Raw genomic sequence first — 26,592 nt, 5'->3', positions numbered from 1 at the left:
CGTCACCTGTGCACCCCTGTTGCGCTACGCGCGTGGACCATAAGCTGCCGTCCGCTCAGGAACATCCAGGAGGGGACCCCCATGCCCGCGACACCGCAACGGCGCCGCGCCGTACGAAGATTGACGATCGGCGCCGCCGTACTGGCCGCCGCAGGAATCGCCGCCGGTGCTCTGCCGGCCGGCGCCGACACCGGCCACCGCGACCGCACCGGCCGCACCGTCGACGTCCAGCTGCTTTCCTTCAACGACTTCCACGGCAACCTGGAACCGCCGCAGGGCTCCTCCGGCACGGTCGAGGAGCTCCAGGCGGACGGCAGCAAGAAGAGCGTCCCGGCGGGCGGTGCCGAATACCTCGCGCAGTCGCTGCGGACGGCCCGTAAGGGTCACCCCTACTCGGTGACCGCCGCGGCCGGCGACCTGGTCGGGGCCAGCCCGCTGCTGTCCGGGCTGTTCCACGACGAGCCGACCGTCGAGGCGATGAACAAGCTGGGCCTCGATGTCACCTCCGTCGGCAACCATGAATTCGACGAGGGCCGGAAGGAACTGACGCGTCTTCAGAAGGGCGGCTGTCACCCGAAGGACGGCTGCTACGAGGACGGCAAGAAGTTCCGGGGCGCCGGCTTCCCGTACCTCACCGCCAATGTCACGGACGAGAAGACCGGCAAGCCGCTGCTCAAGCCGTACACCGTCTGGAAGCACAAGGGCGTCAAGATCGGCTTCATCGGGGTCACGCTGGAGGGCACCCCGGACATCGTCAACGCCGAGGGCATCAAGGGCCTGAAGTTCCATGACGAGGTCGAGACGATCAACAAGTACGCCAAGGTCCTCAACCGGCAGGGCGTGAAGTCGGTCGTGGCCCTGATCCACGAGGGCGGAATGCCCGCCTCCACCTCGTACAACTACAACTGCGACAGCCCCGGCCCCGGCGACGGCATCTCCGGTCCGATCACCGAGATCGCCAAGCACGTCACCTCGAAGGTCGACGCGCTGGTCACCGGCCACACCCACCAGGCCTACGCCTGCACCATCCCGGACCCCTCCGGGCGGCCGCGCACCGTCACCTCCGCCGCGTCGTACGGCAAGCTCTACACCGACACCACGCTCACCTACGACCGCCGCACCCACGACATCGTGCGGGCCGGCGTCAAGGCGCCCGGTGCGGTCAACCACGTCGTCCACCGCGACCAGCCCAAGGCCGCGGACATGACGTCCCTGATCGCCCGCTGGAACAAGCTGGCCGCGCCGGTCGCGAGCCGCCCCGTCGGCCATATCTCCGCCGACATCGCGGGCCGCGGCGCCAACGCCCCCGAGTCACCGCTCGGCGACGTCATCTCCGATGCCCAGCTCGAAGCCACCAAGGCGGACGGCAAGGGCGGCGCCCAGCTCGCCCTGATGAACCCCGGCGGCATCCGCTCCGACCTCGCCTTCACGGCGTCCGGCTCGGAGGGCGACGGGGTCGTCACCTACGGGGAGGCGTTCACCGTCCAGCCGTTCACCAACATGATGAACGTCATCGACCTCACCGGCGCCCAGCTCCTCAGCGGCCTCCAGCAGCAGGTCAGCGGCCCCAACGCGGCCTCCCCGAAGATCCTCCAGGTCTCCAAGGGCCTGACCTACACCCTGGACATGACCAAGTCGGGCGCCGACCGCGTCGTCAAGGACTCGGTGAAGCTGAACGGGGAGCCCCTCGACCCGGCCAAGACCTACCGCGTCGCCATGAACGAGTTCCTGGCCGGCGGCGGCGACGGCTTCCCCGCCTTCAAGGACGCCAAGAACAAGTACGTCGGCCCCTCCGACCTCGACGCCTTCACCGCCTACCTGACGGCCCACTCCTCGGCGGACAAGCCCCTCACGCCGCCGAAGGCTGACCGGATCACGGTCGTGAAGTAGGGCGCGGCAGCCGGTCGGGGCCCCTCCACAGCTACCGGCGCCGATGCAGCTCCCGCAAACACCGCGTCCCCGCTCCGGACACCTTCCGGGGCGGGGACGCCTTCGTCTAGTCGCGCGTAGCGCCCTCGGGCCACACGATGTCTACGGGCACCCCTGCACTCCGCGCATAGGCCACCACGTCAGCCGTTCCTCCAAAGCCACGCGCGGGCTGCCCGTCCCATACAGCGATCAGCCGGTCGACGAGGCCGACGAGGATTTCGCTGCCCGTCATATGCGTCTGTGACGTCGATTCACTCATGCCCGTGTGGTGCACCTCTACGGCCTGTTGTAGCAGTGCGTCGTAGGCAGCGTGATGCGTGGAAGGCAGGCCATCCCGGTACTGGTCAGCAGGAATCACCACCTCAATCCGCCCGCCAGCAGCGAGCACAGATTCGGCGAACCATGTGTCGGGACCGTCCGCGATGCACGAGACGCCACACAGCTCCGTCGGCTCGTACTTCTTCACCTCGGCATCAAGACTCGTCCTGACGAGCTTTTCGACTGCGGCTGACAGCCCGCGATGCCCCGTGATTCCGACCCTCACAGCAGCGCACCTCTCATCATGGTCACAGGAAAACGCCATAGAGGCGTTCATCGAAATCGCGCACGATCTTCGCCGGTGTTGCCGATGTATAGCCTCGGCGTAGCGCGCGTGCCCGTTCTACGATCCGTCCGGACTTGTACCGCAGGCCGATCTCCAATGCGCGCGAACCCAACCCGAACGCCGCGTCCAGGCGACCGCCTGCCAGGTGCCCGGACGCTACGTCGAGTGCCAGCAATGCCCTTTGCTTCTCATGCCCAGCTGTCATGACCGCACCGGCTGAATCCTGGGCACCCGACACCCATCGCGGAATCCCAAGACGAGCGCCGCAGGAGACACGACACGCTGCAACCTTGTTGTCGTTGAAGGTGAATACCCATGGCCATGGGGGCGATTCGTCGTCCGTGATCTTTTCCGCGCTACGAGCAGCAGCGGTCAGTGCCGCGTCCGCTGCTGCCTCATCCCTCGCCGCAGCATGCGCCAGCGCCTCCACACTCGACAGCCAGGCATCAGCGATGTGCGGGCGTCCTGCCCCAAGCTGTTTGCGTGCGGCGCGGCACAGGTCCAACGCCTGTGAAGCATTACCCGCATGCGCTTCAAACTGCGCCAGGCTGCCTACCTGATATGCCGTCAGTAGAGGGTTGGCGGCGCTCCGTGCTGCCTTTACCGCTGAGCCGTACCATGTGCGGGCCGAGCCGTAGTCGCCCATGTCCCATGACAGCCAAGCGGCAAGGCCGGCAACCTCGCTCCCCACAGCAGCGAGCCGTACCCTCTGCTCCTTTGTCTCAGCCTCACTGGCCAAGCCTTGCGCAAACCGCAGGTGCGCCAAGACTGGTTCCACAAGAAGGCGCGAGGCAGTCGAGCCGTCCATCCGCCGAAACGCTGAAGTCGCCACACGCAGTGTGGCAGCCTGCCCGCCGTCCGCAGGCTGCGCACGAGTAGCCGGGAAAGCCGCGAAGGCCGGCGCGGCGGCAACAGCCGCAGCACCCGCGAGAAAATTGCGCCGTTCCACGTCAGCGCCCTCTGCTTTCACAGCGAGAGCCGCTGTGTGATCGGCGAGGCCGACCAGGTGCGGAGGGATCTGTAAGTGCTGTGCCGCTCTCGCCAATTGCGCAGTGTCGTATGAGTCAGCCCCACGCTTCTCCAGACGGGACACAGCAGACTGACTCGTTCCGCAGGCTTCCCCGAGCTGTTTCTGTGACACGCGCCGTATCGCACGCGCGAGCTTCACGACCTTGCCGTAGTCGCCCACTCGTGAAACCTCCCGGATGGCCTGCGACGACCAGCTCATCAGCCCCGCCCCTTCGGTTGTACAAGCGCTGACCCCGGTGTCAGCACCAGCATTCACTTTGCGCATAGCCGTATGCAGAACGCGGGTCATTCCTGGCTCGTCCAGCATGCCGGGCGATTGAGTCGGTTCACTACCCGTCACCGGGAGGGAACACACGATGACGACGCACCAGAGGGCTTCAGCGTGCGAGGCAACCGCAACGAACCTCAACGGGCAAGACCTCGACCTCAACACCGTGCGGTACGCGATCAGCCGCGCTCGCGGCCAGAGCAGCGCGCCGCTGAACCATGACGCGCTGACCGAGTTGGAAGCCGAACTCTGCAACTACATCGACCGGTTGTTGCCGGCCGCCAAGGAAGCCGTCGCCAAGCTGTGGCACGGCGGTACCGCGTGGCACCAGCAGATTTCCCGCCTGGACGGGATCGAGCGCCAGGTCGGACAGGGTTTGGGCGCGGGTGTGCTCTCAGCGCACGTTCAGGTGCAGCAGCTCGCCAAAGACTGCCAATGGCTCATCAACCACCAAGGGCAGCAGCAGTGACAGACCGGTCAAAGACGAGCCTGCCGAAGATCGCCCCAGCTCGGAAACAGGGAACGCCACAAGGACCATGGGGCCCGCCCGCGGGGGCGCAAGTGGCGCACATGCGGATCGGAAAGTTCCTGGACGTAGTCGAGGCCCCCGGCATCATCGGCACGGCCATGCTCGCCCTGGGGACCACTCCCGTTCCACACATCGTCACCCCGGATGACCACACGGCGCATTGGCTGCTCCCGCGCGGCGCCGCCAACCGTCGTCCATGGCCCTGGGCTCGCATCTCCCGTTACGTCAAGGTCCGCACAAGCGTCACAGAGTTCGGCGTACCTGGAACCGACCTCACCGACGGGCCCGGCCCGCACTGGGTCTACCCGGATGGATGGGACGGCGGCCACGTCGCTGACGAGTGGCTCGTGGAAGACCTCGCGGTCTGCACCCTCGGGCACCTCGGGCCGCCCGCGCAGCGCTGCGAGCTGTGCCCCAAACCCTTGTGGCCCGAAGACGGTGTTCGTGTCGTGCGCTCCCGCAGCCCCGTGCGGACACACCCCAGTAACACCATCCGCGTGCACACGCATTGCGCCCGAACCCGGGGCCTCAAGCCCCGCCCTGGCGGGTCGCGACCGTAGCGCGAAGCCGCTGGTACAGGCCGGGCAAGCGCTAACCCAAACTCCCGCCCCAGCCACCGCAAGAAAACAGACGGCACCCGGGGCGGGTCAGCAACGCACGACGGATCGGGGAGAGTCCCCGAACCGGACGGCTTGAGGAGGCAACAGCCATGACTCTCAAGGAAGCGCTGAAGCGCGCAGCCATCGTTCGCGGCGGTGGCGAGGACGACGACGATGGCGGGGGCGGCAACCCGCCGACAGGCGACTCCGACGACGGGCGCGACTACATGCACTGACCGGCAGTAGTCTCCCCTGACCTGTGGGGCCGATCCTCTGACGCAGCGGGTCGGCCCCTGCCGCCGAGAGGACTCAGCTGTGCCCGGCAAAGGACCATTCGAACTCCCTGACCACGTGCAGAGCGTGGTCACACCCATGAGCACACGACTCGTCGTCAACCGCCGTGGCTCCACCGTCTGGGACGTACAGACTCCCGATGGCCGGTTCGCGGTCAAGCTGGGCTACCCCAGCCAGACGCACGCATGGACGGCATGGGCCCCCGCCCGAGAAGCCACCATCCTTCGCCAGCTCATTCCCGAAGAAGTGCGGTTCGGGGAATGGGCAGAGGGCACCTGGAGCGCGCAACCGTGGCGCGAGGGCGAGTCTCTCCACCGCGTGTGGGAGCCTCATCGACACCTGAAGGAGCCCACGGCTCCCGATCCAGAGGAAGCGCGTTCATGCGCCGCGGCACTGGCCAAGCTGCACGAAGACGGGTGGGCACACGGCGATGTGCAGCCGAACCACTTCGTCATCGGCCCCACCGGAACCTTCCTCATCGACCTGGCCCTGGCGCACGGCGGCGAAGTGCCGGAGGACTACGACTTCCGATACCGGGGCTGTCTGGTCCACTACGAAGCGCCGGAGATTTCGCGAAGCATCTTGGACAGCGGCACCGCCACGCCGACGAAGGAGGCCGATGTCTACGCGCTGGGCGCCTCGTTCTTCCTCTCCGCCACCGGCCGGCGGCACGTCCCCTTCCCGGACGACGCCAGCCGGAGGGATCAGCGGCGAGCCATCGTGGACAAGCCACACCGGCCGATCACCGTGCCGGGTGCGCAGGGCAGGCTCATTGAGCAGATGATGAGCCGCGACCCGGCCGATCGACCGAGCAGCACCGAAGTCTGCCAAGCACTGCGTGCGGCACGCTGAGCCCGCCCCCTCACCCCGTCCCGAACCACGTCTCCGCGAGGGATTCCAGGGTCGGTTCGGGTGGGGTGGGCAGTTCGCGGAGGTAGCGGGGAAGGTTGCTGTAGACGTGCAGGAGGGTGTGGGCGAGGAGGTCGGTGGGGGTGAAGGTCTCGCCGTAGGCGCGGAAGATGCGTGACAGGAGGCGGGGGTCGGCGCGGGAGACGTAGAGGCCCACGGCGACGAAGTCGTAGGCCCGCTGCCCGATCATCGCGGGTTCGAAGTCGAGGAGGCCGGTCAGCCGCCAGTCGTCGTACTCGTCGACGGTCAGATGCTGGCGCATGAACTCCGTGTGGAGCAGGACGCCGGGCTCCCGGGCGGAGGGCGGCACGGCGGCGAGGAAGCCGGGGATCTGTTCCAGCCAGGGTTCGGGGAGGCCGTGGGCGCGCTGCCGGTCGACCGCGGTGGTGCGCTGCCGGGCGAGGAAGTCGTCCCAGTCGTCGGGGCCGAGGATCCCGGCGAGCGGTGACGGGTCCAGGGCGTGCAGGGCGGCCAGGGTCTCGCCGGCTTCGGTGGCGATCCGGTCCTGGTCGGCGCGGGGTATGCGGGGCCAGGTGACGGCCAGGTCGGTGCCGCGCAGACGGGACATCAGGACGTAGCGCCAGCCGTTCTCGTACGGACCGGCGTCGTGGACGTACGGGGTGGGGACGGGGAGCCGCCCCTGGAGGTGGGTGAGGACCTGGGCCTCGGTCACGCCGTCGTCGGCCGCGGCGGCGGGGAAGAGCTTGAGGACATAGCGCTTCCCGACGGCGTAGACGGGCTGGGAGCCCGCCGGATAGCGGGTGAGGGGGTCGGCCCGGAGGCCGAGCCGGGTACAGAGCGCGGCGACGCCCGGCCGCATCACCGTTTCGTCGGGGACGATCGCGTCCCACTCGTCGTCCGTGTCCACGCGAGGCAGCATGCGCGGACGGTAGGGCGGTGAGCGGGGCGGCGGCAAAGGATTTTCGGCGGGTCGGGGGGCATCGGGGTAGCACCCAGGGGGAGTGGGGGCTCCGCCGGGTGGGGGAAGGGGCGGGGCCGCGGGAGGACGCCGTCCGGCCATGGGGCCGCCGGCTCCCACCCTGGATGGTGCTGCCGCCGCTCTGGTTCGGGGCGGTGCTGCTGGTCGTACGGGGTGTGCCGGGGCTGGTCGAGAACGTCACCACGGTCACCGGGCTCACCCCTTACGGGCTGCTGGGGATGGCGGAGCGGCCGGCCGATCCGTCGTCCGGGGAGTTCTGGACCGGCATGGCGATCAATGCGTACTTCTTCGTGGGCGCGGTGGTGTTGCTGCCACTGGCCGTGCTCCACCACAGGGGCCTGCGGGCCGCCGGGGGCACCGGCGGCCCGGCCGGTCAGGAGAAGTCGGCGGCGTGATCCCGCGCCCACTGGGCGAACGTCCGGGCCGGGCGGCCGGTGATCCGCTCGACGGTGTCCGAGACGGGGAAGGCCGGCGCGTCGACCGTGCGGCCGAACATCCGGACCAGTTCCAGCGCGGCCTCCTTGGGGAAGTGCGGTCCGGCCATCGCCTCGGCCGCCGCCTCCTCGGAGATCTGCTCGACCCGGGTCTCCTTACCGGTCGCCCGGCCGATCTCGGCGACCTGCTGGGTCACCGTCAGCTCCGCCGGGCCGGTGACGAGATACGCCTGGCCGAGATGCGCTCCGCTGCGGTCCAGCAGGGCGGTGGCCGCGACATCGGCGAGGTCGGCCTCGTGGACGGGGACGCCGCGGGCGTCCGGGTGCGCGTCACGGACCACACCGGAGGTGCGGATCGCCGGAGCCCAGGCGAGTGCGTTGGTGGCGTAGTTGCCGCCGCGGACGAAGGTCCATTCCAGGCCGGAGTCCCGCACCGCGCGCTCCAGACCGGCGTGCAGGCGGGCGATGTGGTGCGCGTCGTCGTCCGGCGTATCGGTCACCGCCATCGAGGAGTTGAGGACGATCCGGCGGACACCGGCCCGGACGGCGGCCTCGGTCAGCGCCGCCGCGGCGTGGTCGCCGCCGGCCGCGAGATTGAGGAACAGCGCCTCGGCACCGGCCAGCAGCGGTTCCAGGGCGTCCGCGCCGGTGAGGTCGGCGCGGACGGTCTCGGCCTCGGCGGGCAGCCCGGCGCGGGCCGGATCGCGGGTCAGCGCGCGGACCGCGGCGCCCTCCGCGAGGAGCCGGCGGACAAGTACGCGGCCGATGTTGCCTGTTGCGCCGGTCACAACGATCATGGGGGCAGCTTCCTGCGACTTCATGGGATGACAACCGTCTTCCGTTAGTTGAGTGAATGCACGGAATGTGAGCAAGGAAACAGAAAAGCTGGGCAATGGCGCGGAGCGTATTGGTACGGATCAATGGGCGCCGACAAGTCTCACGGTGTTGCAACGGTGTTGCCGGGGTGTTGCATGGGTCACCAAGAGATGTGACGGTAGTTCAAGTCACCGTGGATGTACGGCAATTTTCTGCCAAGAGTGCGGGGACAACCCTCATGTATCCGACTTACTTCCGGTGTGACTTGCGTTCACGGGCCCCGCTCGTGGTGAGATAAGCGGATGCGAACCCCCACACGCATATCTTCACCCTCGCCCACGCCCGCCGCGCCGCACTCCTCGCATTACCCCGCGCCGGGCGCCCAGGACGACCCCACCGGCGACACCAGAAAGCTCGACGCGATCAATCCCTACGCGGACCTGGCGGCCCTCGCCGACCCCGAGCCGGAGCCGGAACTCGATCCGGAATTCGGCTCGTTCGACGCCGATGGCGCCCCGCGGCGCCGCACCTACCTCAACGAGCGCGACGACAGCGACGACCCGCTGGGCCTCGGACTGCGCTCGGATGACGAGACCGGCGAGGCCTGGAAGCCGCCGAGCCACCGCCGCCGGAACGGCAACGGCAGCCGCAGCCGCAGCCGCCGCAAGAAGCGCGGGCTCAGCAAGTTCGCCGCCATGTCGATCACCCTGAAGCTGCTGGTCACGGCTTTGGTCGGGGTGGCATTCCTGACGCTCTTCGACCGGTTCGCGGTGCTGTACGTACAGAACGCGGCGGCGAAAAAGGTGAAGGACGCACTGCATCTGAACGCCACTCCCGAGGTCGACATCAAGGGATTCCCGTTCCTCACCCAGGTCATGGACAAGCATGTCGACCAGGTGAAAGTCACGATTCCCGACCTGGCCGCCGACCGGGTTTCGCTGGCGAAATTCGAGGCCACCGCGAATGACGTACGCATCGACGGTGATCTGCCCAGCTCCATCAAGGGCGCCACGATCGGCACCATGAACGGCAGCGTGCTGCTCGCCTTCGACGACATGAACCGCGAGCTGGGGGCCTCGCAGGTGAAGTTCAGCGAGCGGGGGCCCAGCGCGGTGCGCGCGGTCGGTCAACTGCCGATCGCCGGACATGAATTGCGGGTACAGGCAGAGGCGCGCATCCGGCGGGCCGGAGACCGCGGGGTCTCCACCGACATCAGCCGGATGCGCCTGGACATCGGCGATATCGCCGTCTACCGCCCCGGCACCGGCAAGGAGGAGGGCCTGCGGCTGACCCGCAAGACCGCCGCCGAGCTCAGCCGGCAGGCCGCCAAGGTGAAGTCGATGCTGAGCGTCCCGGCGATCGCGGACCGGATCGGCATTCCCAAGCCGTACATCCAGGAAGCGCTGCACAACGAGGAGAAGCTGCACGAGCTGACCGGGTCGCCGCGCTTCGTCCAGAAGCTGATGAAGGTCAATCTGGTCGATGTGGTGGCCGACCACCCGTGGCTGCTGGAGAAGGTCGGCATCGACCCGAAGATCCTCGGCGCGCTGACCGGGCTCACCAAGCCGCAGCTCGCGGACCAGCTCTCGCTGTCCTTCCAGCTGCCCAAGACGCCCGGGAACGTCCGGCTGCGCAACATCTCCGTCGAGGAGGACGGCATCCGGGCCGATATCGCGGGGTCGGAGCTGCCGTTCGGGGACGCGGCGAAGAAGCAGCCGAAGAAGTAACCGGCGAAGCAGCCGGAGAAGCAGAAGCAGGGGACGCGCGGCAGGGGCCGCGGTGGCGGGCGCCGTAGGGGGCGGGTCCGCTGCCGCGGCCCCTGGGCGTTCCGCGGGTCGGCTACTGGGGGGCCGGGGGTTGCGGCATCCCGGGCGGCGGGGTCGCGGCGCCCGGCAGTGTCAGCACCGCCTCGGTGCCGCCGACGTCCGCGGACCGCAGCCGCACCGCACCGCCCGCCTGCTCCGCCGTACGCGCCACGATCGACAGCCCCAGGCCGCTGCCGGGCAGGCTGCGGGCGGACGGCGAGCGCCAGAACCGCTCGAAGACATGCGGGAGTTCGTCCTGCGGAATGCCGGGGCCGTGATCGCGCACGGTCAGCTCGCCGCCGGTCAGCCGCACCTCGACGGTCCCGCCGGGCGGGCTGAACTTCACCGCGTTGTCCAGCAGATTCACCACCGCCCGCTCCAGCGGGGCCGGCTCGGCCCGGACGAACCAGGGGTTCAGCTCCGCCGCGATGGTCAGCGACGGGCCGCGCAGCCGGGCCCGCTCCAGCGCCGCGCCGACGATCTCGTGCAGCGCCACCACCGCGACGGCGCTCTGCCCGGCCACCGGCGGCCGCGACAGCTCCTGCAGATCGCCGATCAGCTCCGCCAGCTCGCCCATCTGCGCCTTCACCGAGGTCAGCAGCGCCTCCTTGTCGGCGGGCGGGATCGGCCGGCCGGACCGCTCGCTGCGCACCAGCAGATCGATATTGGTACGCAGCGAGGTCAGCGGCGTCCGCAGCTCATGCCCCGCGTCCGCGATCAGCTGCTGCTGGAGATCACGGGAGGCGGCCAGCGCCGCGGTCATGGAGTTGAAGGAACGGGAGAGCCGGGCGATCTCGTCCTCGCCCTCGGCCGGGATGCGGATGGTCAGGTCCTCGGTGCGGGCGACCTGTTCCACCGCGTCGGCCAGCCGGTCCACCGGCTTGAGACCGGAGCGCGAGATCACCAGGCCCGCGGTGCCCGCGCCGACGACGCCCAGCCCCGCGACGGCGATCAGCAGCAGCGCCAGGCGGTTCAGCGCACTGTCGACCTCGGTCAGCGGACGTGAGATGGACACCGCGAACTGCACGCCCTGGACACCGATGTGCTTGGTCAGCACCCGGACGTCCGCGCCACCGGTGGTGACCGCGTCATGCAGGGTGTCGCGCGCCAGGCCCTGCGCCACCGCGACATCCGCGCGCTGCACCTGCACCGGCTGGGAGTTGGGGCCGATGCAGCGCGAGCCGTCGACCTGGACGATCTGGACGTTGTAGTACGAGGGCGGGGCGTTCTTGCTCTCGGTCGGGTCGGTGGGCTGGCAGTTGGCGTAGGTCAGCTGGAGGTAGTCGGCGGGGACGCTGACGTTCTGAAGGGAGCTGTCCACCTCCTCCAGCAGCTGGGCGCGGGTGAGCAGCCAGCAGGCCAGCGCGGAGACCGCCACCGCCACGGCCACCGCGGCCGCCGTGAGCAGGGTCAGCCGCGAGCGCAGCGGCAGCCGCGCGATCCGGGCGCCGAGCCGGCTGCGCGCACCGTCCGCCGCCACTCCCCCGTGTGTGTGCGCCGTGCTCATTCCGACCCGCCGTCCGTCCTCAGGACGTAGCCGACCCCCCGCACGGTGTGCACCAGCCGCGGCTCGCCGCCCGCTTCCGTCTTGCGGCGCAGATACATCACGTACACATCGAGGGAGTTGGAGGTGGGCTCGAAGTCGAAGCCCCAGACGGCCTTCAGGATCTGCTCACGGGTGAGCACCTGCCGCGGATGGGCGAGGAACATCTCCAGCAGCGTGAACTCCGTACGGGTCAGCTCGACCTGCCGACCGCCCCGGGTCACCTCGCGGGTCGCCAGGTCCATCCGCAGGTCGGCGAAGCTCAGCACCTCGCCCGCCTCGGGCGGCGCACCGGCCGCCGCCGCGTACGAGCTGCGGCGCAGCAGGGCACGGATCCGGGCGAGCAGCTCGTCCAGCTCGAAGGGCTTGACGAGATAGTCGTCGGCACCGGCGTCCAGCCCGGTGACCCGGTCGCCGACGGTGTCCCGGGCGGTCAGCATCAGGATCGGCACGGTCACCCCGCTCGCCCGCAGCCGGCGGGCGGCGGTCAGCCCGTCCATACGGGGCATCAGAACATCCAGCACGATCAGTTCCGGGTCGTAGGCGGCGACCTTCTCGACCGCGTCCAGACCGTCGACCGCCTGCTCGGTCACATAGCCCTCGAAGACCAGCGAGCGCTGGAGGGCCTCACGGACCGCGGGCTCGTCGTCGACGATCAGGATGCGGGCGGGATGGTCACCGTGCTCGGCGGGGCTCATGTGCGTGGTTACCTCGGACCTCGGGTGTGCGGACGGCTGGAGCTCAGCCTTGCACGACGACGGGCGATCCGAGAGGGGGACGCAGCCTCTCGCCGGGCGGGGCAGGGCGGCGGGCGGGTGCGCGGTCAGACACCGCTGCTGCCGCCGCCGCGCAGGGCGTCGAGGTCGTCCTTGACGGTGTTGATCGGTATCGCGAAGCCGAGACCGACGCTGCCCGCGCTGCTGCTCGATGCCGAACTCGGTGAGTACATCGCGGAGTTGATGCCGATGATCTGCCCCTGCATATTGATCAGGGCGCCACCGGAGTTGCCGGGGTTGAGTGAGGCGTCGGTCTGGATGGCCTTGTACGAGGTCTTCGACGAGCCGGTGTCGCCGTTGTACTGATTCCCGCCGAACTCGAACGGCCAGCCGCCGCCCGGACCACCCTGCTGCCCCTGCCCCTGCCCCTGCCCCTGCCCCTCGTCCTTGGGGACGGTGACATCCCGGTCGAGGGCGGAGACTATTCCGCTGGTCACGGAGCCGGTGAGGCCCTCGGGCGAGCCGATCGCCACCACCTGGTCGCCAACCGTGATCTTGCTGGAGTCGCCGAGCTGGGCCGCGGTGAGGTCCTTGGCGCCGCGCACCTTGACCAGCGCCAGGTCCTTGTCGGGATCGGTGCCGACGACCTTGGCGGTCTTGCGGCTGCCGTCGCTGAAGGTGACGGTGACCGAGTCAGCCCCGGCCACCACATGGTTGTTGGTGACGACCTCGCCGCCACTGGTGACGACCACACCGGACCCGGTGGACTCGCCGCCGGCGGTCCGCGCCTTGATCTCCACGATCGCCGGGCTGACCGCCTTGGCCACCCCGGAGACCCCGCTGCCGCTGGTCTTGCCCGCGTTGACCAGCGGGGTGGAGGAGGTGTTCTGCGTCGAGGAGTGGGTGGCGCCGGCGATCAGCGCCGCGCTGCCACCCCCGATGAGACCCGAGGCCAGCGCCACCGCCGCGATCAGCGCGACCGGCCGCCGGGCCCGCCGCCGCGGCTCGGGGGCGTACGGAGGCGGCGGCGGAACCGCCTGCTCACCGAACCCGCCGTACGAGGCACCCGGGCTCCCCGCGGTCCCCCCGTACGCCTCATGGCCGTGGCCGTAGCCCTGACCGTGATCCGGGCCGTGGTCCTGGCCACGACCGTCATCCTGGCCGTGGCCCTGCTCGTCGTCGCCGTACGCGTACGGCCGGTGCTGAGGCATCTCATCGCCGCTTCGGCGGTAGCTCTGGGTCATGAAAATGACTCTGCGGCCGCTCCATGAGAGCTGCCTGAGAACGTCCTGAGAGACCCGACAGAAGTGGGTATGCCCGGTATAAAGACGGCCGGATCAGCGGCGCGTACCGGCTCGTTCAGCCGCCGCAGCCGCAGGAACGCCGGACCACCAGCCGCGACGGGAACTGCCGCAGCCGCTCCCGCCGGGAGCCGACCACCCGCAGCCCGTCGTCCAGCACCAGATCGACCGCGGCCCGCGCCATCGCCTGCCGGTCCGAGGCGACGGTCGTCAGCGGCGGATCGGTCAACGCGGCTTCCTTCACATCATCGAAGCCCGCGACCGCCAGCTCACCGGGCACATCGATACGCAGCTCGCGCGCGGCCCGCAGCACACCGATGGCCTGGTCGTCCGTCGCGCACATGATGGCCGGCGGCCGCTCCGGACCGGCCAGCAGCTTCAACGCGACCTGGTAGGCGTCATAGCGGTTGTACGGCGACTGGAAGTAGTAACCCTCCGGCGACCGCCCGGACTCCAGCATGGCCCGCCGCCAGCCCTCGACATGGTCGGTGACCGGGTCGCCGGACTTCGGGGTCTCCTCCGTACCGCCGAGGAAGGCGACATACGGATGGCCGTGCTCCAGCAGATGCCGGGTCGCCAGCTGCGCGCCCCACACGTCATCCGTCATCACCGCGACATCGTCGATGGCGTCCGGCCGCCGGTGCAGCAGCACCACCCGCGCGTCCCACGCGTCGATCTCGGCGGCGGCGTGCTCACTGGGCCCCTGGCTGATCAGGATCAGCCCGGACACCCGCATCCCGAGGAACGCGCGCAGATAGTGCACCTCGCGCTCATCGAGATAGTTGGCGTTCCCGACCAGCACCATCTTTCCGCGCTCGGCGGCGGCCTGTTCGACGGCGTGCGCCATCTCCGCGAAGAACGGCTGCCGGGTGTCCGGCACGATCAGACCTATGAGATCGGTACGGCGGGACGCCATCGCCTGGGCGACGCGGTCCGGCCGGTAGCCGAGCTCCTTGATGGCGGCGAGTACCCGCTCGCGCGTGGCCGGGGCGACCGGCCTTGGTCCGTTGTTGATGACGTAACTGACAACGGCGGTGGACGTACCCGCCAGTCTTGCCACATCATCCCGCGTCACCTTGGCCACGCGCGGCAGTCTACGCGGGTGGTGCTACCGGCGGGCAGGTCGTGCGCCCCCGGAGTCCGCGCCCGCGGTGACCGCCTTCCCGGAGCCGTCACCGTCCCCCGCGCCGCGGCCCTGGACCGGCTCCCCACCACGGCCGGACTGCGCCGCCTTCGCCGCGTCCTCCTTGGCCTTGGCCTCCGCCGCCCGCTCCACCTTCTCCGGCGTCACGAAGCGGTAGCCGACGTTACGGACCGTGCCGATCAGCGACTCGTGCTCGGGGCCGAGCTTGGCGCGCAGCCGCCGGACATGGACGTCGACCGTCCGCGTACCACCGAAGTAGTCATAGCCCCAGACCTCCTGGAGGAGCTGGGCGCGGGTGAAGACCCGGCCGGGATGCTGCGCCAGATACTTCAGCAGCTCGAACTCCTTGAAGGTCAGGTCCAGGACCCGCCCCTTCAGCTTCGCGCTGTACGTCGCCTCGTCCACCGAGAGATCACCGTTGCGGATCTCCATCGGGCTGTCGTCGGTGGTGATCTGCTGGCGGCCCATCGCCAGCCGCAGCCGCGCCTCGACCTCGGCGGGGCCCGCGGTGTCCAGCAGGACATCATCGACGCCCCAGTCCGCCGTGACGGCGGCGAGCCCGCCCTCCGTCACCACCAGGACCAGCGGGCAGCCGGGCCCGGTGGACCGCAGCAGCTGGCACAGGGACCGCACATGCGGCAGGTCACGGCGGCCGTCGATCAGTATGACGTCGGCCCCTGGGGTGTCGATCAGGGCCGGGCCCTCGGCGGGAGCCACCCGCACACTGTGCAGCAGCAGGCCGAGCGCCGGGAGCACCTCCGTCGACGGCTGGAGTGCGTTGGTCAGCAGCAGAAGTGAACTCACGTCCGACCACCTACCCGGTTCTCGGGGTGCTGTGCTCTCGGTTGCGTGCGGTCCTGCCTGCTTCGCTCGCCCATGACGTCTGGTTCCTCCTCGGTCCCTGCGACGGGGGCACCTCCCGGCCCTGGCCGGGGGAGTCTGCGGCACTGCTTCGTACGGTCCTTCCCACCGCGCACCAGGCGGTTGAAAGCACAAAAGGACCCGGGGGCTACGCTGCCCGGATCCTTCTTGCCCAGCAGAATAGCTCACCTGGGTTCCGGACCCGAGGCGACTTTTGCAGCTTTTTGTATTCCGTCGATCACTTCGAGTGGTCAACGGGTGCCGTCGTTGACCATCCGACGGGGCCACTCGCGGGGCGCCCGCAACGCGGCTCAGCCCCCATTTGACGGGGCCGGGGACGTCTTGGCCCGGGCCCGGCCGCGGCGCATGCGACGGGCGTCGCGGGTGCGGCGAGATGTGGCGAATTTCTTGCCGCGACGAGTCCACGATGTGGACTGCTTCCCACGTTTTCGGCTTTCCCCCCATGTGGGACCTCGCCGTTGCGCCTGCGGCGGGCGGGTCCGCTGCGCGGGGCTGTCGGGGTGCGGTGACGGGCCTCCGCGGGTGGGGGTTTCCGGACTGCTTCGCTTTACGACCGGAAACCCCCACCCGCTCCGACCCGTCCCCTCCCGTCGGGGGATGGGAAAAGCGTTGGTGGGGGACCCGTAGGTGGTCCGGCGCACCTCGTAGATCGCAGTGCCTCGTTGATCGCAGCGCCTCGTAGATCGCAGTGACAGCTCGGTCGCACCGACACGGCTCACGGCGGCGCGCCCCCACCCACCGTCACTCACTCCCCCAACGGGAGGTGACGGGCCTCCGGGGCCTGGTGTGTGGACGTAAAGCGAAGCAGTCCACACACCAGGCCCCGGAGGCCCGTCACCGCACCCGACACCCACCCAGCCCGCCGCAGGCGCAACGGCGAGCAACACCCACGGCGGGAAAGCCAAAAACGTGGGGCTCAGCCCGCCTCGGCGAGAGGCTCGGCGAATTGGGCCGCGTACAAGCGGGCGTATGCCCCGTTGGCCGCCAGCAGGGCGTCGTGGGGGCCCTGTTCGACGATGGCGCCGTTTTCCATGACGAGGATGACGTCCGCGTCGCGGATCGTGGAGAGGCGGTGGGCGATGACGAAGCTGGTGCGGCCGGTGCGGAGCTGGGCCATGGCGTGCTGGATGAGGACCTCGGTGCGGGTGTCGACCGAGCTGGTGGCCTCGTCGAGGACGAGGATGGCGGGTTCGGCGAGGAACGCGCGGGCGATGGTGATCAGCTGCTTCTCGCCGACGGAGACATTGCTGCCCTCGTCGTCGAGCACCGTGTCGTAGCCGTCCGGCAGGGTCCGCACGAAGCGGTCGACGTGGGTGGCGCGGGCGGCCGCCACGATCTTGTCCATGGGGGTGCCCGCGGGGGCGCCGTAGGCGATGTTCTCGGCGATGGTGCCGCCGAAGAGCCAGGTGTCCTGGAGGACCATGCCGATGTGGGAGCGCAGTTCCTCGCGCGACATGGCGGCGATGTCGGTGCCGTCGAGGGTGATCCGGCCGCCGCTCACCTCGTAGAAGCGCATCAGGAGGTTGACGAGGGTGGTCTTGCCGGCGCCGGTCGGGCCGACGATCGCGACCGTCTGGCCGGGGTGGACGGCCAGTGACAGGTCCTCGATGAGCGGCTTGTCGGGGGCGTAGCGGAAGGAGACGTCCTCGAAGGCGACCCGGCCCTCGACCCGGTCGGGGCGGGCCGGCTGCTCGGCGTCGGGGTCCTGCTCGGCCGCGTCGAGGAGTTCGAAGACCCGCTCGGCGGAGGCGACGCCGGACTGGACGAGGTTGGCCATCGAGGCGACCTGGGTGAGCGGCTGGCTGAACTGCCGGGAGTACTGGATGAAGGCCTGGACGTCGCCGATGGAGAGGGCGCCGGAGGCGACGCGGAGGCCGCCGACGACCGCCACCAGGACGTAGTTGAGGTTGCCGATGAACATCATCGCGGGCTGGATGATCCCGGAGATGAACTGTGCCTTGAACCCGGCGGCGTAGAGGGCCTCGTTCTGTTCGCGGAAGAGTTCGGCGGATTCGCGCTGGCGGCCGAAGACCTTCACCAGGCTGTGGCCGGTGTACATCTCCTCGATGTGCGCGTTGAGCTTGCCGGTGGTCTTCCACTGCTGGACGAACTGCGGCTGGGCGCGCTTGCCGACCTTGGTGGCGACGACGACCGAGACCGGGACCGTGATCAGGGCGACCAGCGCCAGCAGCCACGAGATCCAGAACATCATGGCGAGCACGCCGACGATGGTCAGGAGCGAGGCCACGATCTGGCTGAGGGTCTGCTGGAGCGTCTGCTGGACGTTGTCGATGTCGTTGGTGGCGCGGGAGAGCACCTCGCCCCGCTGTTGCCGGTCGAAGTAGCTCAGCGGCAGCCTGGCCAGCTTCTCCTCGACCTGTTCGCGCATCCGGAAGACGGCGCGCTGGACGACCCGGGTGGCGATCCTGGCCTGGACGAAGCCGAAGAGCGAGGCGGCCGCGTAGATCACGGCGACCCAGAGCAGGACCTGGCCGACGGCGCCGAAGTCGATGCCGTGGCCGGGGTGGACCGGCATTGCGCCGATCATGTCGGCGAGCCCGTCCTGGCCGTGGGCGCGCAGTGCGTCGGCGGCCTGGTCGCTGGTGAGCCGGCCGGGCAGCTGCCGGCCGATGATGCCGGCCATGATCAGGTCGGTGGCGTGGCCGAGGATCTTGGGGCCCACGACGGTCAGTGCCACGCTCAGCGCGCCCAGCAGCAGGGCGACGGTCATGATGCCGCGCTCCGGCCGCATCTGGGCCAGCAGCCGTTTGCCGGAGCCCTTGAAGTCCATCGACTTCTCGGTGGGCTGGCCGCCCATCATCCGGGCGGGTCCGGCCGCCGGGGCCGGACCGCGCGCCGGGGCCTTGGGGGGTGTCTCCCCGGCGGCAGCCGGGACCCCGTCGCGGGGGGCCGCCCCCTTGTCCGCGGTGGTCATGCCGCCTCCTGCTCGGTGAGCTGGGAGAGCACGATCTCCCGGTAGGTCTCGTTGCCGGCCATCAGCTCGGCGTGGGTGCCGGTGCCGACGACCCGGCCCTCGTCCAGGACGACGATCCGGTCGGCGCCGCGGATCGTGGAGACCCGCTGGGCGACGATCACGACGGTGGCCCGGTCGGTCTCCCGGGACAGCGCGGCCCGCAGCGCCGCGTCCGTCGCGTAGTCGAGCGCGGAGAAGGAGTCGTCGAAGAGGTAGATCTCGGGGCGCCGCACCAGGGCGCGGGCGATGGCCAGCCGCTGGCGCTGGCCACCGGAGACATTGCCGCCGCCCTGGGCGACGGGCGCGTCCAGGCCGCCTTCCATCCGCTCGACGAAGTCCCGGGCCTGGGCGGTCTCCAGGGCGTGCCACAGCTCGTCGTCGGTGGCGTCCGGGTTGCCGTAGCGCAGGTTGCTGGCGACGGTGCCGGAGAAGAGGTACGGCTTCTGCGGGACCAGGCCGATGGCCGTGGCCAGCGTCTCCTGGTCGAGGGTGCGGACGTCCTCGCCGTCGACCAGGACCGTGCCGCCGGTCGCGTCGAAGAGGCGGGGGACGAGCCCCAGGAGGGTGGACTTGCCGCTGCCGGTCGAGCCGATGACGGCGGTGGTCTCACCGGGGCGGGCGATCAGCGAGATGTCCTTGAGGACCGGCTGTTCGGCGCCGGGGAAGCGGAACTCGACGCCGCGCAGCTCCAGTTCGCCGTGGCGGCGGAGTTCGGTGACGGGGTTCTCGGGCGGGGTGACGCTGGAGTCGGTCGCCAGGACCTCCTGGATGCGCTCGGCGCAGACCTCAGCGCGCGGCAGCATCATCACCATGAACGTCGCCATCATGATCGACATCAGGATGTACATGAGGTAGCTGAGGAACGCGGTCAGCGCGCCGATCTGCATGGAGCCGCTGTCGATGCGCAGCCCGCCGAACCAGACGACGGCCACGCTGGAGAGGTTCACGATCAGCATGACCAGCGGGAACATCATCGACATCAGCCGGCCGGCGCGCAGCGAGATCTCGTAGAGATCGGTGTTGGCCCCGGCGAACCGCTCGCGCTCGTGCCGGTCGCGGACGAAGGCGCGGATGACGCGGATACCGGTGATCTGCTCGCGCAGCACGCGGTTGACGGTGTCGATGCGCTCCTGCACCCCGCGGAACAGCGGACGCATCCGGCGCACGATCAGTGAGACGAGTATCCCGAGGACCGGGACGATGACCAGGAGCAGGCCGGACAGCGGCACATCCTGGTTGAGCGCCATGATGACGCCGCCGACGCACATGATCGGCGCCGAGACCATCATCGTGAACGTCATCAGCACCAGCATCTGGACCTGCTGGACGTCATTGGTGGTCCGGGTGATCAGCGACGGCGCGCCGAAGGTGCCCAGCTCGCGGGCGGAGAAGGACTGCACCCGGTCGAAGACCGCGGCGCGGATGTCCCGGCCGAGCGCCATCGCCGTACGGGCACCGAAGTAGACGGCGCCGATCGCGCAGACGATCTGGAGCAGGGTGACGGCGACCATGAAGCCGCCGATACGGAGGATGTAGCCCGTCTCCCCCTTCACGACACCGTTGTCAATGATGTCGGCGTTGAGGGTGGGCAGGTAGAGGGTGGCCAGGGTCTGGATCAGCTGGAGCAGAACGATCAGGGATATCGAGCGCCTGTGGGGCCGCAAATGCGCCCGCGCTAGTCGGACCAACACACCGTGAGCCTAGGCGAACACTTGCCCTCGGCAATCGAATTTTCGTGTTCTGCCCCCGTCCCGTTCCTGACCCGTTGCCGGAATGTGCCCGGAACCGGAGGGGCCGCCGCGTACGCCATCATGGAGGCGGCAACGACGGGGCCTCCGCCACCACGGAAGCCCCCCGACCGACACGACGAAGAGGCCGCCGTGACAACAACTGGCACCGTGCGCTACTGGGCCGCGGCCAAGTCCGCCGCAGGCACGGCAGAAGAGCCGTATGCGGCGGCGACGCTCGCCGAGGCGCTCGACGCGGCACGCGCGGCACACGCCGCGAACCCCGAGTTCGCGCGCGTCCTGCTGCGCTGCTCCTTCCTGGTGGACGGCGATCCGGTCGGCACCCGCGACCACGGTGCGGTCCCGCTGGCCCAGGGCGGCACCGTCGAGGTCCTGCCGCCGTTCGCGGGAGGGTGAGCACACGATCATGAGCGACCACCAGCCGCAGCACCGCCCGTCCTACGAGCCGCACGACCCGTACGCGCCGCAGGATCCCTACGCCCAGCAGGACCCGTACGCCCCGCAGGAGCCGTACGGGCGACCGGACCCGTATGGGCGGCAGGACCCGTACGGCCGTCCGGCGCAACAGCCCGCGGCGCAGCAGCCGTACGACCCGCAGGCGGCGTACGACCCGCAGGCGCCGTACCGCCGGCAGCCGGCCCCCGACCCCTATCGGCAGCAGCAGCCCGGCCCGGCGCCGCAGCCGGGGCCCGGCCCCTACGGGCGCGGACGGCCCGGGCAGGACCCGTACGGGTACGAGGCCCACGGACAGCAGCCCCGGCACGGACAGCCGCAGCAGGGACAGCCCCAGCACGGACAGCCGCAGCACGCCCGGCCGGTGCCGCAGCCGCCGCACGGCCAGGAGGGCTACCGGGCCCCGCACGCCGAGCCCGCGCCGCTGCCCCCGCAGCACCAGACCGCGGCACCGGCCGAGGAGCCGTACGCCCGGCGGCACCCCCAGCAGGCCAGGCCGGCGGCCGCCGCGCCCGCACCGGCCGCCGCGGTGGTCTCCAGCGCACCGCTCGCGGCCAACCAGCGCGCCCGCGCCGAGGGCCGCTCGCCGATCATCCCGCCCGGTGTCCAGCCGGCCGCGCTGACCGCCGCACTGGCTCTGCTGCTGGCGCTGACCGCGCCACTGGCCCGTCCGGTGCTGGCGATTCCGGTGGCGCTGCTCCAGGCCGTCACCGCGGCCGGCTGGTTCCGGCTCAACGGCATGTGGCCGGCCCGCCAGGGCATCGCACTGGCCTTCCTGGCCGGGCTGACCACCGATGTCGCCCTGCTGGCCACCGACCCCGAGAGCGCGCCCCTGGTCGGCATCGGCACGCTCGGGGTGTGGTGTCTGCTCGTCCTCGTCCTCCAGCTGCGCAACCGCAGCAGCGCCGACGAGCGGATGTACGCGCTGACCGCGGGCCTGACCTCGACCGCCCTCGTGGTGCTGGCCGCCGGGCAGCTCGCGGCGAGCCCGCACGCGGTGGTGGTCGGCGCCGCCGCGGTCGGGGTGGCCACCCTGGCCCGTGCGCTGCCGCTGCCGCCGGTCGCCTCGGTCGGCATCGCGCTGGTGGCCGCCGCGGGCGCCGGGATCGCGGCCGGGCAGCTCACCGGCCTGGGGGCGTCCGGTGCGCTCCTGGGGCTGGCGGCCGGCGGCTGCGCCCTGATCGGCCTGCGGGTGGCCAGCTACGACTACCCCTCCCGCTTCGTCCACCTGACGGCCGGGGTGGCGCTGCCGCTGGCCCTGGCCGCGCCCGCGGTGTACGTCCTGGGGCGGGCGCTGGGATAGCGCTCAGGGCGAGCGAAACGGAGCGGCGGCCGCCGGTGGCGCACCTTGTGCGTTCCGGCAGCCGCCGCTCCCGTTTGCCGGAGCCCGTCGTCTAGGCTCCCCCGGAGCGCAGGCAGGGGGCCTGCATGGACGAGTCGGCCGTAATCCGGCCCAGTGTGGGGGTAGTGGTTCGATGCGTGCACTACGCGTGCTGTTGATCCTCGTGGTCATACTCGGGGGGCTGTTCGTGGCCGCCGACCGGGTGGCCGTGGGGCTCGCCGAGGACAAGGCCGCGGAGAAGATCCGCGGCAGCCAGGGGCTCGACCGGACCCCGACCGTCGCCATCAAGGGCTTCCCGTTCCTGACCCAGGTCGCGGGCCGCAGCCTCCAGGAGGTGGACGCCGATCTCGGGGGCATCGAGGCCCGGGCCCAGGGGCGCGCGCTGCGCATCGACCAGCTGTCGGCGCACTTCTTCGACGTCGGGCTGACCAGCGACTACACCTCCATCGAGAGCGCCGCCTCGGCCACCGGCAACGCCCGGATCACCTACGCCGACCTGACGAAGGCGGCGGGCGGCGGCGTCAAGATCAGCTTCGGCGGGCAGAAGAACGGCCGCAGCCAGGTCAAGATCTCGCCGAAGATCCCGGTCCTCAGCTCGCTGGAGGTGACCGGCTCCATCAGCATCGTGGGCGGCGACACCGTCCGGCTGCGGGCCGACGGGCTCCCCGGGATGTGCCGGGCCCTCCCGGGCTGTGAGGCGAAGGTGCGCGCCCAGACCGACCACGACTGGAAGCTGGACCAGCTGCCCGGCAACCTGAAGCTGGACAAGGTCGTGACGATGTCCGAGGGCCTCTCGATCTCCGCCTCCGGCAAGAACGTCAAGCTTCCCGGCTGACCGGACTCCCCCGGCGGACCGCCCCACCGGTCCGCCGGCCGATCCGGACACCGTCCATTTCCTGAGACACCCCGGTCCGTACGCCAGACCCCCCACGGGCGTACGGCCGCCAGGAGCCCGTGCGGGACCGCGCCGCACGCCCTCCGGTCCCACATCACGGACAAACGCGTCTCACTATCCGACACGCCGGTGACATGCGACGCTCCGCGTCCCTACGATCGGTGGCATGCAGAGCTCATTGAGCGGTCTCCGTCCGCGGGGACGGGCGGTACTGACGAAGCGGCGGGCAGTGGACCTGTGCCGCGTCGCCGCCATGCTCTGTCGCCCTGTCTGACGGGCTGACGCACCCTTTCCCGCGCTCCTGAGGAGCAGGGGTTTCCCCGTCGCCCGGCCGGCCCCTTTCGGCCGTTTCCGTACGTCCCCGCACAGCGCCACGTCGGCCCCGTACACCCGACACGGCCGTCCGGAAGTCCACGGCGCGCACCCGGCATACCCGAGTGCAGCTCTGCCACTGCCCCCCGCAACTGCCCCGGAGGAGAACAATCATGAGCCGTAGCGACGTCCTCGTAGACGCCGACTGGGTCGAGGCCCACCTCGAGGACCCGAAGGTGGTTCTCGTCGAGGTTGACGAGGACACCTCGGCCTACGACAAGAACCACATCAAGAACGCCGTCCGGATCGACTGGCAGAAGGACCTCCAGGACCCGGTCCGCCGGGACTTCGTCGACCAGGCCGGCTTCGAGAAGCTGCTCTCGGCCAAGGGCATCGCCAACGACGACACCGTCGTCCTCTACGGCGGCAACAACAACTGGTTCGCCTCCTACGCCTACTGGTACTTCAAGCTCTACGGCCACGGCAGCGTCAAGCTCCTTGACGGCGGCCGCAAGAAGTGGGAGCTGGACTCCCGCGACCTGGTCGACGGCTCCGAGGTTCCCGCGCGTCCGGCCACCGACTACAAGGCCAAGGCGCAGAACACCGCCATCCGCGCCTTCCGGGACGACGTCGTCGCCGCGATCGACAACCTCAACCTGGTCGACGTGCGCTCCCCCGACGAGTTCAGCGGCAAGCTGCTCGCCCCGGCGCACCTCCCGCAGGAGCAGTCGCAGCGCCCCGGCCACGTGCCCAGCGCCCGCAACATCCCGTGGTCGAAGAACGCCAACGACGACGGCACCTTCAAGTCGGACGACGCGCTCAAGGCCCTCTACGAGGGTGAGTCCGTCGACCTCGCCAAGGACACCATCGCCTACTGCCGCATCGGTGAGCGCTCCGCGCTGACCTGGTTCGTCCTGCACGAGCTGCTCGGCCAGACCAACGTCAAGAACTACGACGGGTCCTGGACCGAGTACGGCTCGCTGGTCGGCGTGCCGATCGAGCTCGGCGCCGCCAAGTAAGCAAGCACGCTTCTCCCCTCCCCCGAACCCCTCAAGGAAGTACCCCCATGTGTGGAGCAAAGGCAGGCGGCCCCGACGCCTCGACGATCAAGCCCGGTGAGACCACGATCCAGGGCAGCGTGACCCGCGACGGCGAGCCCGTCACCGGTTACGTCCGACTCCTGGACAGCACCGGCGAGTTCACCGCCGAGGTCCCCACCTCCGCGACCGGACAGTTCCGCTTCTACGCGGCCGAGGGCACCTGGACGCTGCGTGCGCTCGTCCCGGGCGGCACCGCGGACCGCACCGTCGTCGCCGAGAAGGGCGGACTGGCGGAGGTCGCCATCGCCGTCTGACGGCAGCACGCGGGGCGGCGGCCCCCGGGATCACCCGGATTCCGCCGCCACCGGCAGTACGGCCGGAGGGCCGCACCCCAGGGGTTTGGACGCCTTGGCTGGGATGCGGCCCTCCGTGCCGTGCGGGGCCGGTACCGGGGTCCCGCCCCGACTTCTGTCCGGCCCCGCACGGACTTACCGTGGAGTCATGGACGCGCACCGCCGGTCGCCCGTACAGCGCCGCCATCGCAGGTACTTCGTCCTGATGGGCGTGTGCCTGGTGCTGTTCGTCCTGGCCTGGGGTGTGGTGCGGCTGTGGTCGGTACCGGCCGCGGTGGGCATGTGCGTCGTCGCCATGGTCATCCCGCCCGTCGCGGCCGTCATCGGCAACCGGCGCGAGCCCGGCGAGCGCTGGTGGGACGAGTCCGGCGACCCCGAGTCCGACCGCTGGTGGCGGGAACTGGACGACCGGGGCGACGACAAGCACCCGCAGTAGGCCGGACCCGCCGCGGTGCGGGCGCCAGGTGTCCGCCTAGTACACCAGCGCCTGGACGTCGTCCGGCATGATCTCGCTGACGAACAACTGGGCACCGGCGATCCCGGCCCCCTCGATCAGATCCTTCTGCTCGATGTCCCGCCGCGCCGCGCACTGGGTGCAGACCGTGATGGCCCCGCCGCCCGCGCGGATGCCGTCGATCAGCTCCGGCAGTGGCGCCGCGTGGGGCAGCTCGAACTCCGCCGCCCGCCCCGGCAGCGCGAACCACACGGACTCCCCGGTCAGCCACAGGGACACCTCGACGCCGCTGGCCGCCGCCACCGCCGCCACCGTGAACGCCTGCGAACACCGCTCGGGCGCGTCCGCGCCCGCCGTCACCTTGATCACGAGCTTCTTCGCCATGAGGCAAGAGTAGGCGCGGCGGACCTCACAGCGCCGCTGTCACCGCCGCCGACTAGACTCGCAGGCGGTCCGTTACACCCTCCTCGTACAAGGGGCGCGCTCGTGCTTGAGGCATTCTTCACCACTCTGCTGGTCCTGGTCGGCGTCGCCGTCATCGCGTTCGCCGGTCTGACCTGGAAGAAGCTGTACCAGGGCCAGCGCTGAGCGCGCCTGTCACCACCACCCCTCGCCGGAGCGCCGCCCGCGCCCCCGGCGGTCCCCCTCTCTATAGATCGTCTGAGCTCTCATGATCGAGATCCCGTCCGACCTGAACCCGGCCCTGGTGCCGCTCGCCTTCCTCCTCGGCAACTGGGAGGGCGCCGGCGTCGCCGACTTCCCCGGTACCGAGAAGTGCAACTTCGGGCAGGAGGTCACCTTCAGCCACGACGGCCGTGACTTCCTGGAGTACACCTCGCACAGCTGGGTGCTCGACGCCGAGGGCAAGAAGGTCCGCCCGCTGGAGTCCGAGAGCGGCTACTGGCGCATCGACGCGGACCGCAAGGTCGAGATCGTGATGTGCCGCGACCAGGGCGTGGTGGAGGTCTGGTACGGCGAGCTGGCCGACCAGAAGCCGCAGATCGACCTGGCCACCGACGCCATCGCGCGCACCGCCGCCTCCGGCCCGTACAGCGGCGGCAAGCGGCTCTACGGCTACGTCAACAGCGACCTGATGTGGGTCGGCGAGAAGTCCACCCCGGACGTTCCGCTGCGGCCGTACATGTCCGCGCATCTGAAGAAGGTCGCCGACCTCAAGGAGTGGGCGGAGAGCCTGCCCGAGGACATGCCGGACGGCGTCTCCTTCTTCCGTCCGGACGGCACGCCCTACAACCCGTAAACCTCCCGGGGAGAGTCCCGC

26 protein-coding genes are annotated in these 26,592 nt (G+C 70.2%); 14 read left to right on the top strand and 12 right to left on the bottom strand.

Annotated features, from left to right (window positions below):
- Nucleotides 1–81: 81 nt before the first annotated feature.
- Complete coding sequence (locus tag QT196_RS23405) at nucleotides 82–1,890, top strand: bifunctional metallophosphatase/5'-nucleotidase (protein WP_168480862.1); 1,809 nt, start codon at nucleotides 82–84, stop codon at nucleotides 1,888–1,890.
- A gap of 106 nt (nucleotides 1,891–1,996) precedes the next feature.
- Here QT196_RS23405 and QT196_RS23400 read toward each other — a convergent pair whose 3' ends face one another.
- Both QT196_RS23400 and QT196_RS23395 read right to left on the bottom strand, forming a co-directional pair.
- Nucleotides 1,997–2,473, bottom strand: a complete 477-nt coding sequence (locus QT196_RS23400; RefSeq protein ID WP_211117406.1) for a hypothetical protein — start codon at nucleotides 2,471–2,473, stop codon at nucleotides 1,997–1,999.
- Nucleotides 2,474–2,495: 22 nt separating this feature from the next.
- Nucleotides 2,496–3,869, bottom strand: coding sequence for a helix-turn-helix domain-containing protein (locus tag QT196_RS23395; protein ID WP_290355593.1), 1,374 nt, complete (start codon nucleotides 3,867–3,869; stop codon nucleotides 2,496–2,498).
- Between the two features lie 49 nt (nucleotides 3,870–3,918).
- On the opposite strand from QT196_RS23395, the gene QT196_RS23390 reads away from it, so the two are divergent.
- The 3 genes from QT196_RS23390 to QT196_RS23380 all read left to right on the top strand — a co-directional run bounded on the left by QT196_RS23390 (nucleotide 3,919) and on the right by QT196_RS23380 (nucleotide 6,104).
- On the top strand, nucleotides 3,919–4,299 hold the full coding sequence (locus tag QT196_RS23390; protein WP_168480860.1) for a DUF6415 family natural product biosynthesis protein: 381 nt from the start codon (nucleotides 3,919–3,921) through the stop codon (nucleotides 4,297–4,299).
- 769 nt (nucleotides 4,300–5,068) lie between these two features.
- Nucleotides 5,069–5,194 carry a hypothetical protein gene (locus QT196_RS23385; protein WP_290355592.1) on the top strand — a complete coding sequence of 42 codons (126 nt, stop codon included), beginning with the start codon at nucleotides 5,069–5,071 and terminating at the stop codon, nucleotides 5,192–5,194.
- A gap of 136 nt (nucleotides 5,195–5,330) precedes the next feature.
- Nucleotides 5,331–6,104: a protein kinase gene (locus QT196_RS23380; RefSeq protein WP_290355591.1), complete on the top strand. Its 774-nt coding sequence runs from the start codon at nucleotides 5,331–5,333 to the stop codon at nucleotides 6,102–6,104.
- A 10-nt stretch (nucleotides 6,105–6,114) separates the two neighbouring features.
- Here QT196_RS23380 and QT196_RS23375 read toward each other — a convergent pair whose 3' ends face one another.
- A complete protein-coding gene (locus QT196_RS23375; protein WP_290355590.1) occupies nucleotides 6,115–7,041 on the bottom strand; it encodes an aminoglycoside phosphotransferase family protein in 927 nt (308 codons plus the stop codon).
- 164 nt (nucleotides 7,042–7,205) lie between these two features.
- On the opposite strand from QT196_RS23375, the gene QT196_RS23370 reads away from it, so the two are divergent.
- A complete protein-coding gene (locus tag QT196_RS23370) occupies nucleotides 7,206–7,496 on the top strand; it encodes a hypothetical protein (RefSeq protein ID WP_290355589.1) in 291 nt (96 codons plus the stop codon).
- On the opposite strand, the gene QT196_RS23365 is transcribed toward QT196_RS23370, so the two are convergent.
- Nucleotides 7,475–8,332 (bottom strand): NAD(P)H-binding protein, encoded by an 858-nt coding sequence (locus tag QT196_RS23365; protein ID WP_168480856.1) that lies wholly within the window; start codon nucleotides 8,330–8,332, stop codon nucleotides 7,475–7,477. The genes QT196_RS23370 and QT196_RS23365 overlap by 22 nt on opposite strands.
- Nucleotides 8,333–8,653: 321 nt before the next feature.
- Between QT196_RS23365 and QT196_RS23360 the strand changes: the two genes are divergently transcribed.
- Nucleotides 8,654–10,078, top strand: coding sequence for a DUF2993 domain-containing protein (locus tag QT196_RS23360; RefSeq protein ID WP_168480855.1), 1,425 nt, complete (start codon nucleotides 8,654–8,656; stop codon nucleotides 10,076–10,078).
- A 112-nt stretch (nucleotides 10,079–10,190) separates the two neighbouring features.
- Here the strand turns inward: QT196_RS23360 and QT196_RS23355 are convergent, their stop codons facing one another.
- From QT196_RS23355 to QT196_RS23325, 7 genes are all read right to left on the bottom strand, one after another.
- On the bottom strand, nucleotides 10,191–11,663 hold the full coding sequence (locus QT196_RS23355; RefSeq protein WP_248001276.1) for a HAMP domain-containing sensor histidine kinase: 1,473 nt from the start codon (nucleotides 11,661–11,663) through the stop codon (nucleotides 10,191–10,193).
- Nucleotides 11,660–12,397 carry a response regulator transcription factor gene (locus QT196_RS23350; RefSeq protein ID WP_085928109.1) on the bottom strand — a complete coding sequence of 246 codons (738 nt, stop codon included), beginning with the start codon at nucleotides 12,395–12,397 and terminating at the stop codon, nucleotides 11,660–11,662. Before QT196_RS23350 ends, QT196_RS23355 begins: the two co-directional genes overlap by 4 nt.
- A gap of 125 nt (nucleotides 12,398–12,522) precedes the next feature.
- Nucleotides 12,523–13,659: a trypsin-like peptidase domain-containing protein gene (locus QT196_RS23345; RefSeq protein WP_290355588.1), complete on the bottom strand. Its 1,137-nt coding sequence runs from the start codon at nucleotides 13,657–13,659 to the stop codon at nucleotides 12,523–12,525.
- 115 nt (nucleotides 13,660–13,774) lie between these two features.
- Nucleotides 13,775–14,800 (bottom strand): LacI family DNA-binding transcriptional regulator, encoded by a 1,026-nt coding sequence (locus QT196_RS23340; protein ID WP_085928107.1) that lies wholly within the window; start codon nucleotides 14,798–14,800, stop codon nucleotides 13,775–13,777.
- Nucleotides 14,801–14,824: 24 nt separating this feature from the next.
- Nucleotides 14,825–15,664 (bottom strand): response regulator transcription factor, encoded by an 840-nt coding sequence (locus tag QT196_RS23335; RefSeq protein ID WP_168480853.1) that lies wholly within the window; start codon nucleotides 15,662–15,664, stop codon nucleotides 14,825–14,827.
- Between the two features lie 994 nt (nucleotides 15,665–16,658).
- Nucleotides 16,659–18,677, bottom strand: a complete 2,019-nt coding sequence (locus QT196_RS23330) for an ABC transporter ATP-binding protein (RefSeq protein ID WP_282189766.1) — start codon at nucleotides 18,675–18,677, stop codon at nucleotides 16,659–16,661.
- Nucleotides 18,674–20,407: an ABC transporter ATP-binding protein gene (locus tag QT196_RS23325; protein ID WP_168480852.1), complete on the bottom strand. Its 1,734-nt coding sequence runs from the start codon at nucleotides 20,405–20,407 to the stop codon at nucleotides 18,674–18,676. The genes QT196_RS23330 and QT196_RS23325 overlap by 4 nt, the downstream gene beginning before the upstream one ends.
- Nucleotides 20,408–20,614: 207 nt before the next feature.
- On the opposite strand from QT196_RS23325, the gene QT196_RS23320 reads away from it, so the two are divergent.
- The 7 genes from QT196_RS23320 (at nucleotide 20,615) to QT196_RS23295 (ending at nucleotide 25,295) form a co-directional block, all read left to right on the top strand.
- The gene (locus QT196_RS23320; protein ID WP_168483921.1) at nucleotides 20,615–20,860 is read left to right on the top strand and encodes a MoaD/ThiS family protein; all 246 of its coding nucleotides are present in this window, start codon (nucleotides 20,615–20,617) and stop codon (nucleotides 20,858–20,860) included.
- A 10-nt stretch (nucleotides 20,861–20,870) separates the two neighbouring features.
- A complete protein-coding gene (locus QT196_RS23315; protein ID WP_290355587.1) occupies nucleotides 20,871–22,220 on the top strand; it encodes a hypothetical protein in 1,350 nt (449 codons plus the stop codon).
- Nucleotides 22,221–22,392: 172 nt separating this feature from the next.
- A complete protein-coding gene (locus QT196_RS23310) occupies nucleotides 22,393–23,094 on the top strand; it encodes a DUF2993 domain-containing protein (RefSeq protein ID WP_168480851.1) in 702 nt (233 codons plus the stop codon).
- A 226-nt stretch (nucleotides 23,095–23,320) separates the two neighbouring features.
- Nucleotides 23,321–23,428, top strand: coding sequence for a putative leader peptide (locus QT196_RS39400; protein WP_350252853.1), 108 nt, complete (start codon nucleotides 23,321–23,323; stop codon nucleotides 23,426–23,428).
- A gap of 211 nt (nucleotides 23,429–23,639) precedes the next feature.
- Entirely contained in the window at nucleotides 23,640–24,485 is an 846-nt protein-coding gene (locus QT196_RS23305) for a sulfurtransferase (RefSeq protein ID WP_168480850.1), read from the top strand.
- 47 nt (nucleotides 24,486–24,532) lie between these two features.
- Nucleotides 24,533–24,820 (top strand): DUF1416 domain-containing protein, encoded by a 288-nt coding sequence (locus QT196_RS23300; protein WP_168480849.1) that lies wholly within the window; start codon nucleotides 24,533–24,535, stop codon nucleotides 24,818–24,820.
- A 187-nt stretch (nucleotides 24,821–25,007) separates the two neighbouring features.
- Nucleotides 25,008–25,295 carry a DUF3099 domain-containing protein gene (locus QT196_RS23295; RefSeq protein ID WP_085928099.1) on the top strand — a complete coding sequence of 96 codons (288 nt, stop codon included), beginning with the start codon at nucleotides 25,008–25,010 and terminating at the stop codon, nucleotides 25,293–25,295.
- A 36-nt stretch (nucleotides 25,296–25,331) separates the two neighbouring features.
- Here QT196_RS23295 and QT196_RS23290 read toward each other — a convergent pair whose 3' ends face one another.
- Complete coding sequence (locus QT196_RS23290) at nucleotides 25,332–25,697, bottom strand: DsrE family protein (RefSeq protein WP_085928098.1); 366 nt, start codon at nucleotides 25,695–25,697, stop codon at nucleotides 25,332–25,334.
- Between the two features lie 286 nt (nucleotides 25,698–25,983).
- Here QT196_RS23290 and QT196_RS23285 point away from each other — a divergent pair, with 286 nt between their 5' ends.
- Nucleotides 25,984–26,571: an FABP family protein gene (locus QT196_RS23285; protein ID WP_168480848.1), complete on the top strand. Its 588-nt coding sequence runs from the start codon at nucleotides 25,984–25,986 to the stop codon at nucleotides 26,569–26,571.
- Nucleotides 26,572–26,592 lie beyond the last annotated feature (21 nt).

This window comes from Streptomyces sp. P9-2B-2 (assembly GCF_030406865.1).
GTDB classification, from domain to species: Bacteria; Actinomycetota; Actinomycetes; order Streptomycetales; family Streptomycetaceae; genus Streptomyces; species Streptomyces platensis.
The sequence above is the reverse complement of the archived record's forward strand: the minus strand, read 5'-3'. Positions and strand labels throughout refer to the sequence as shown.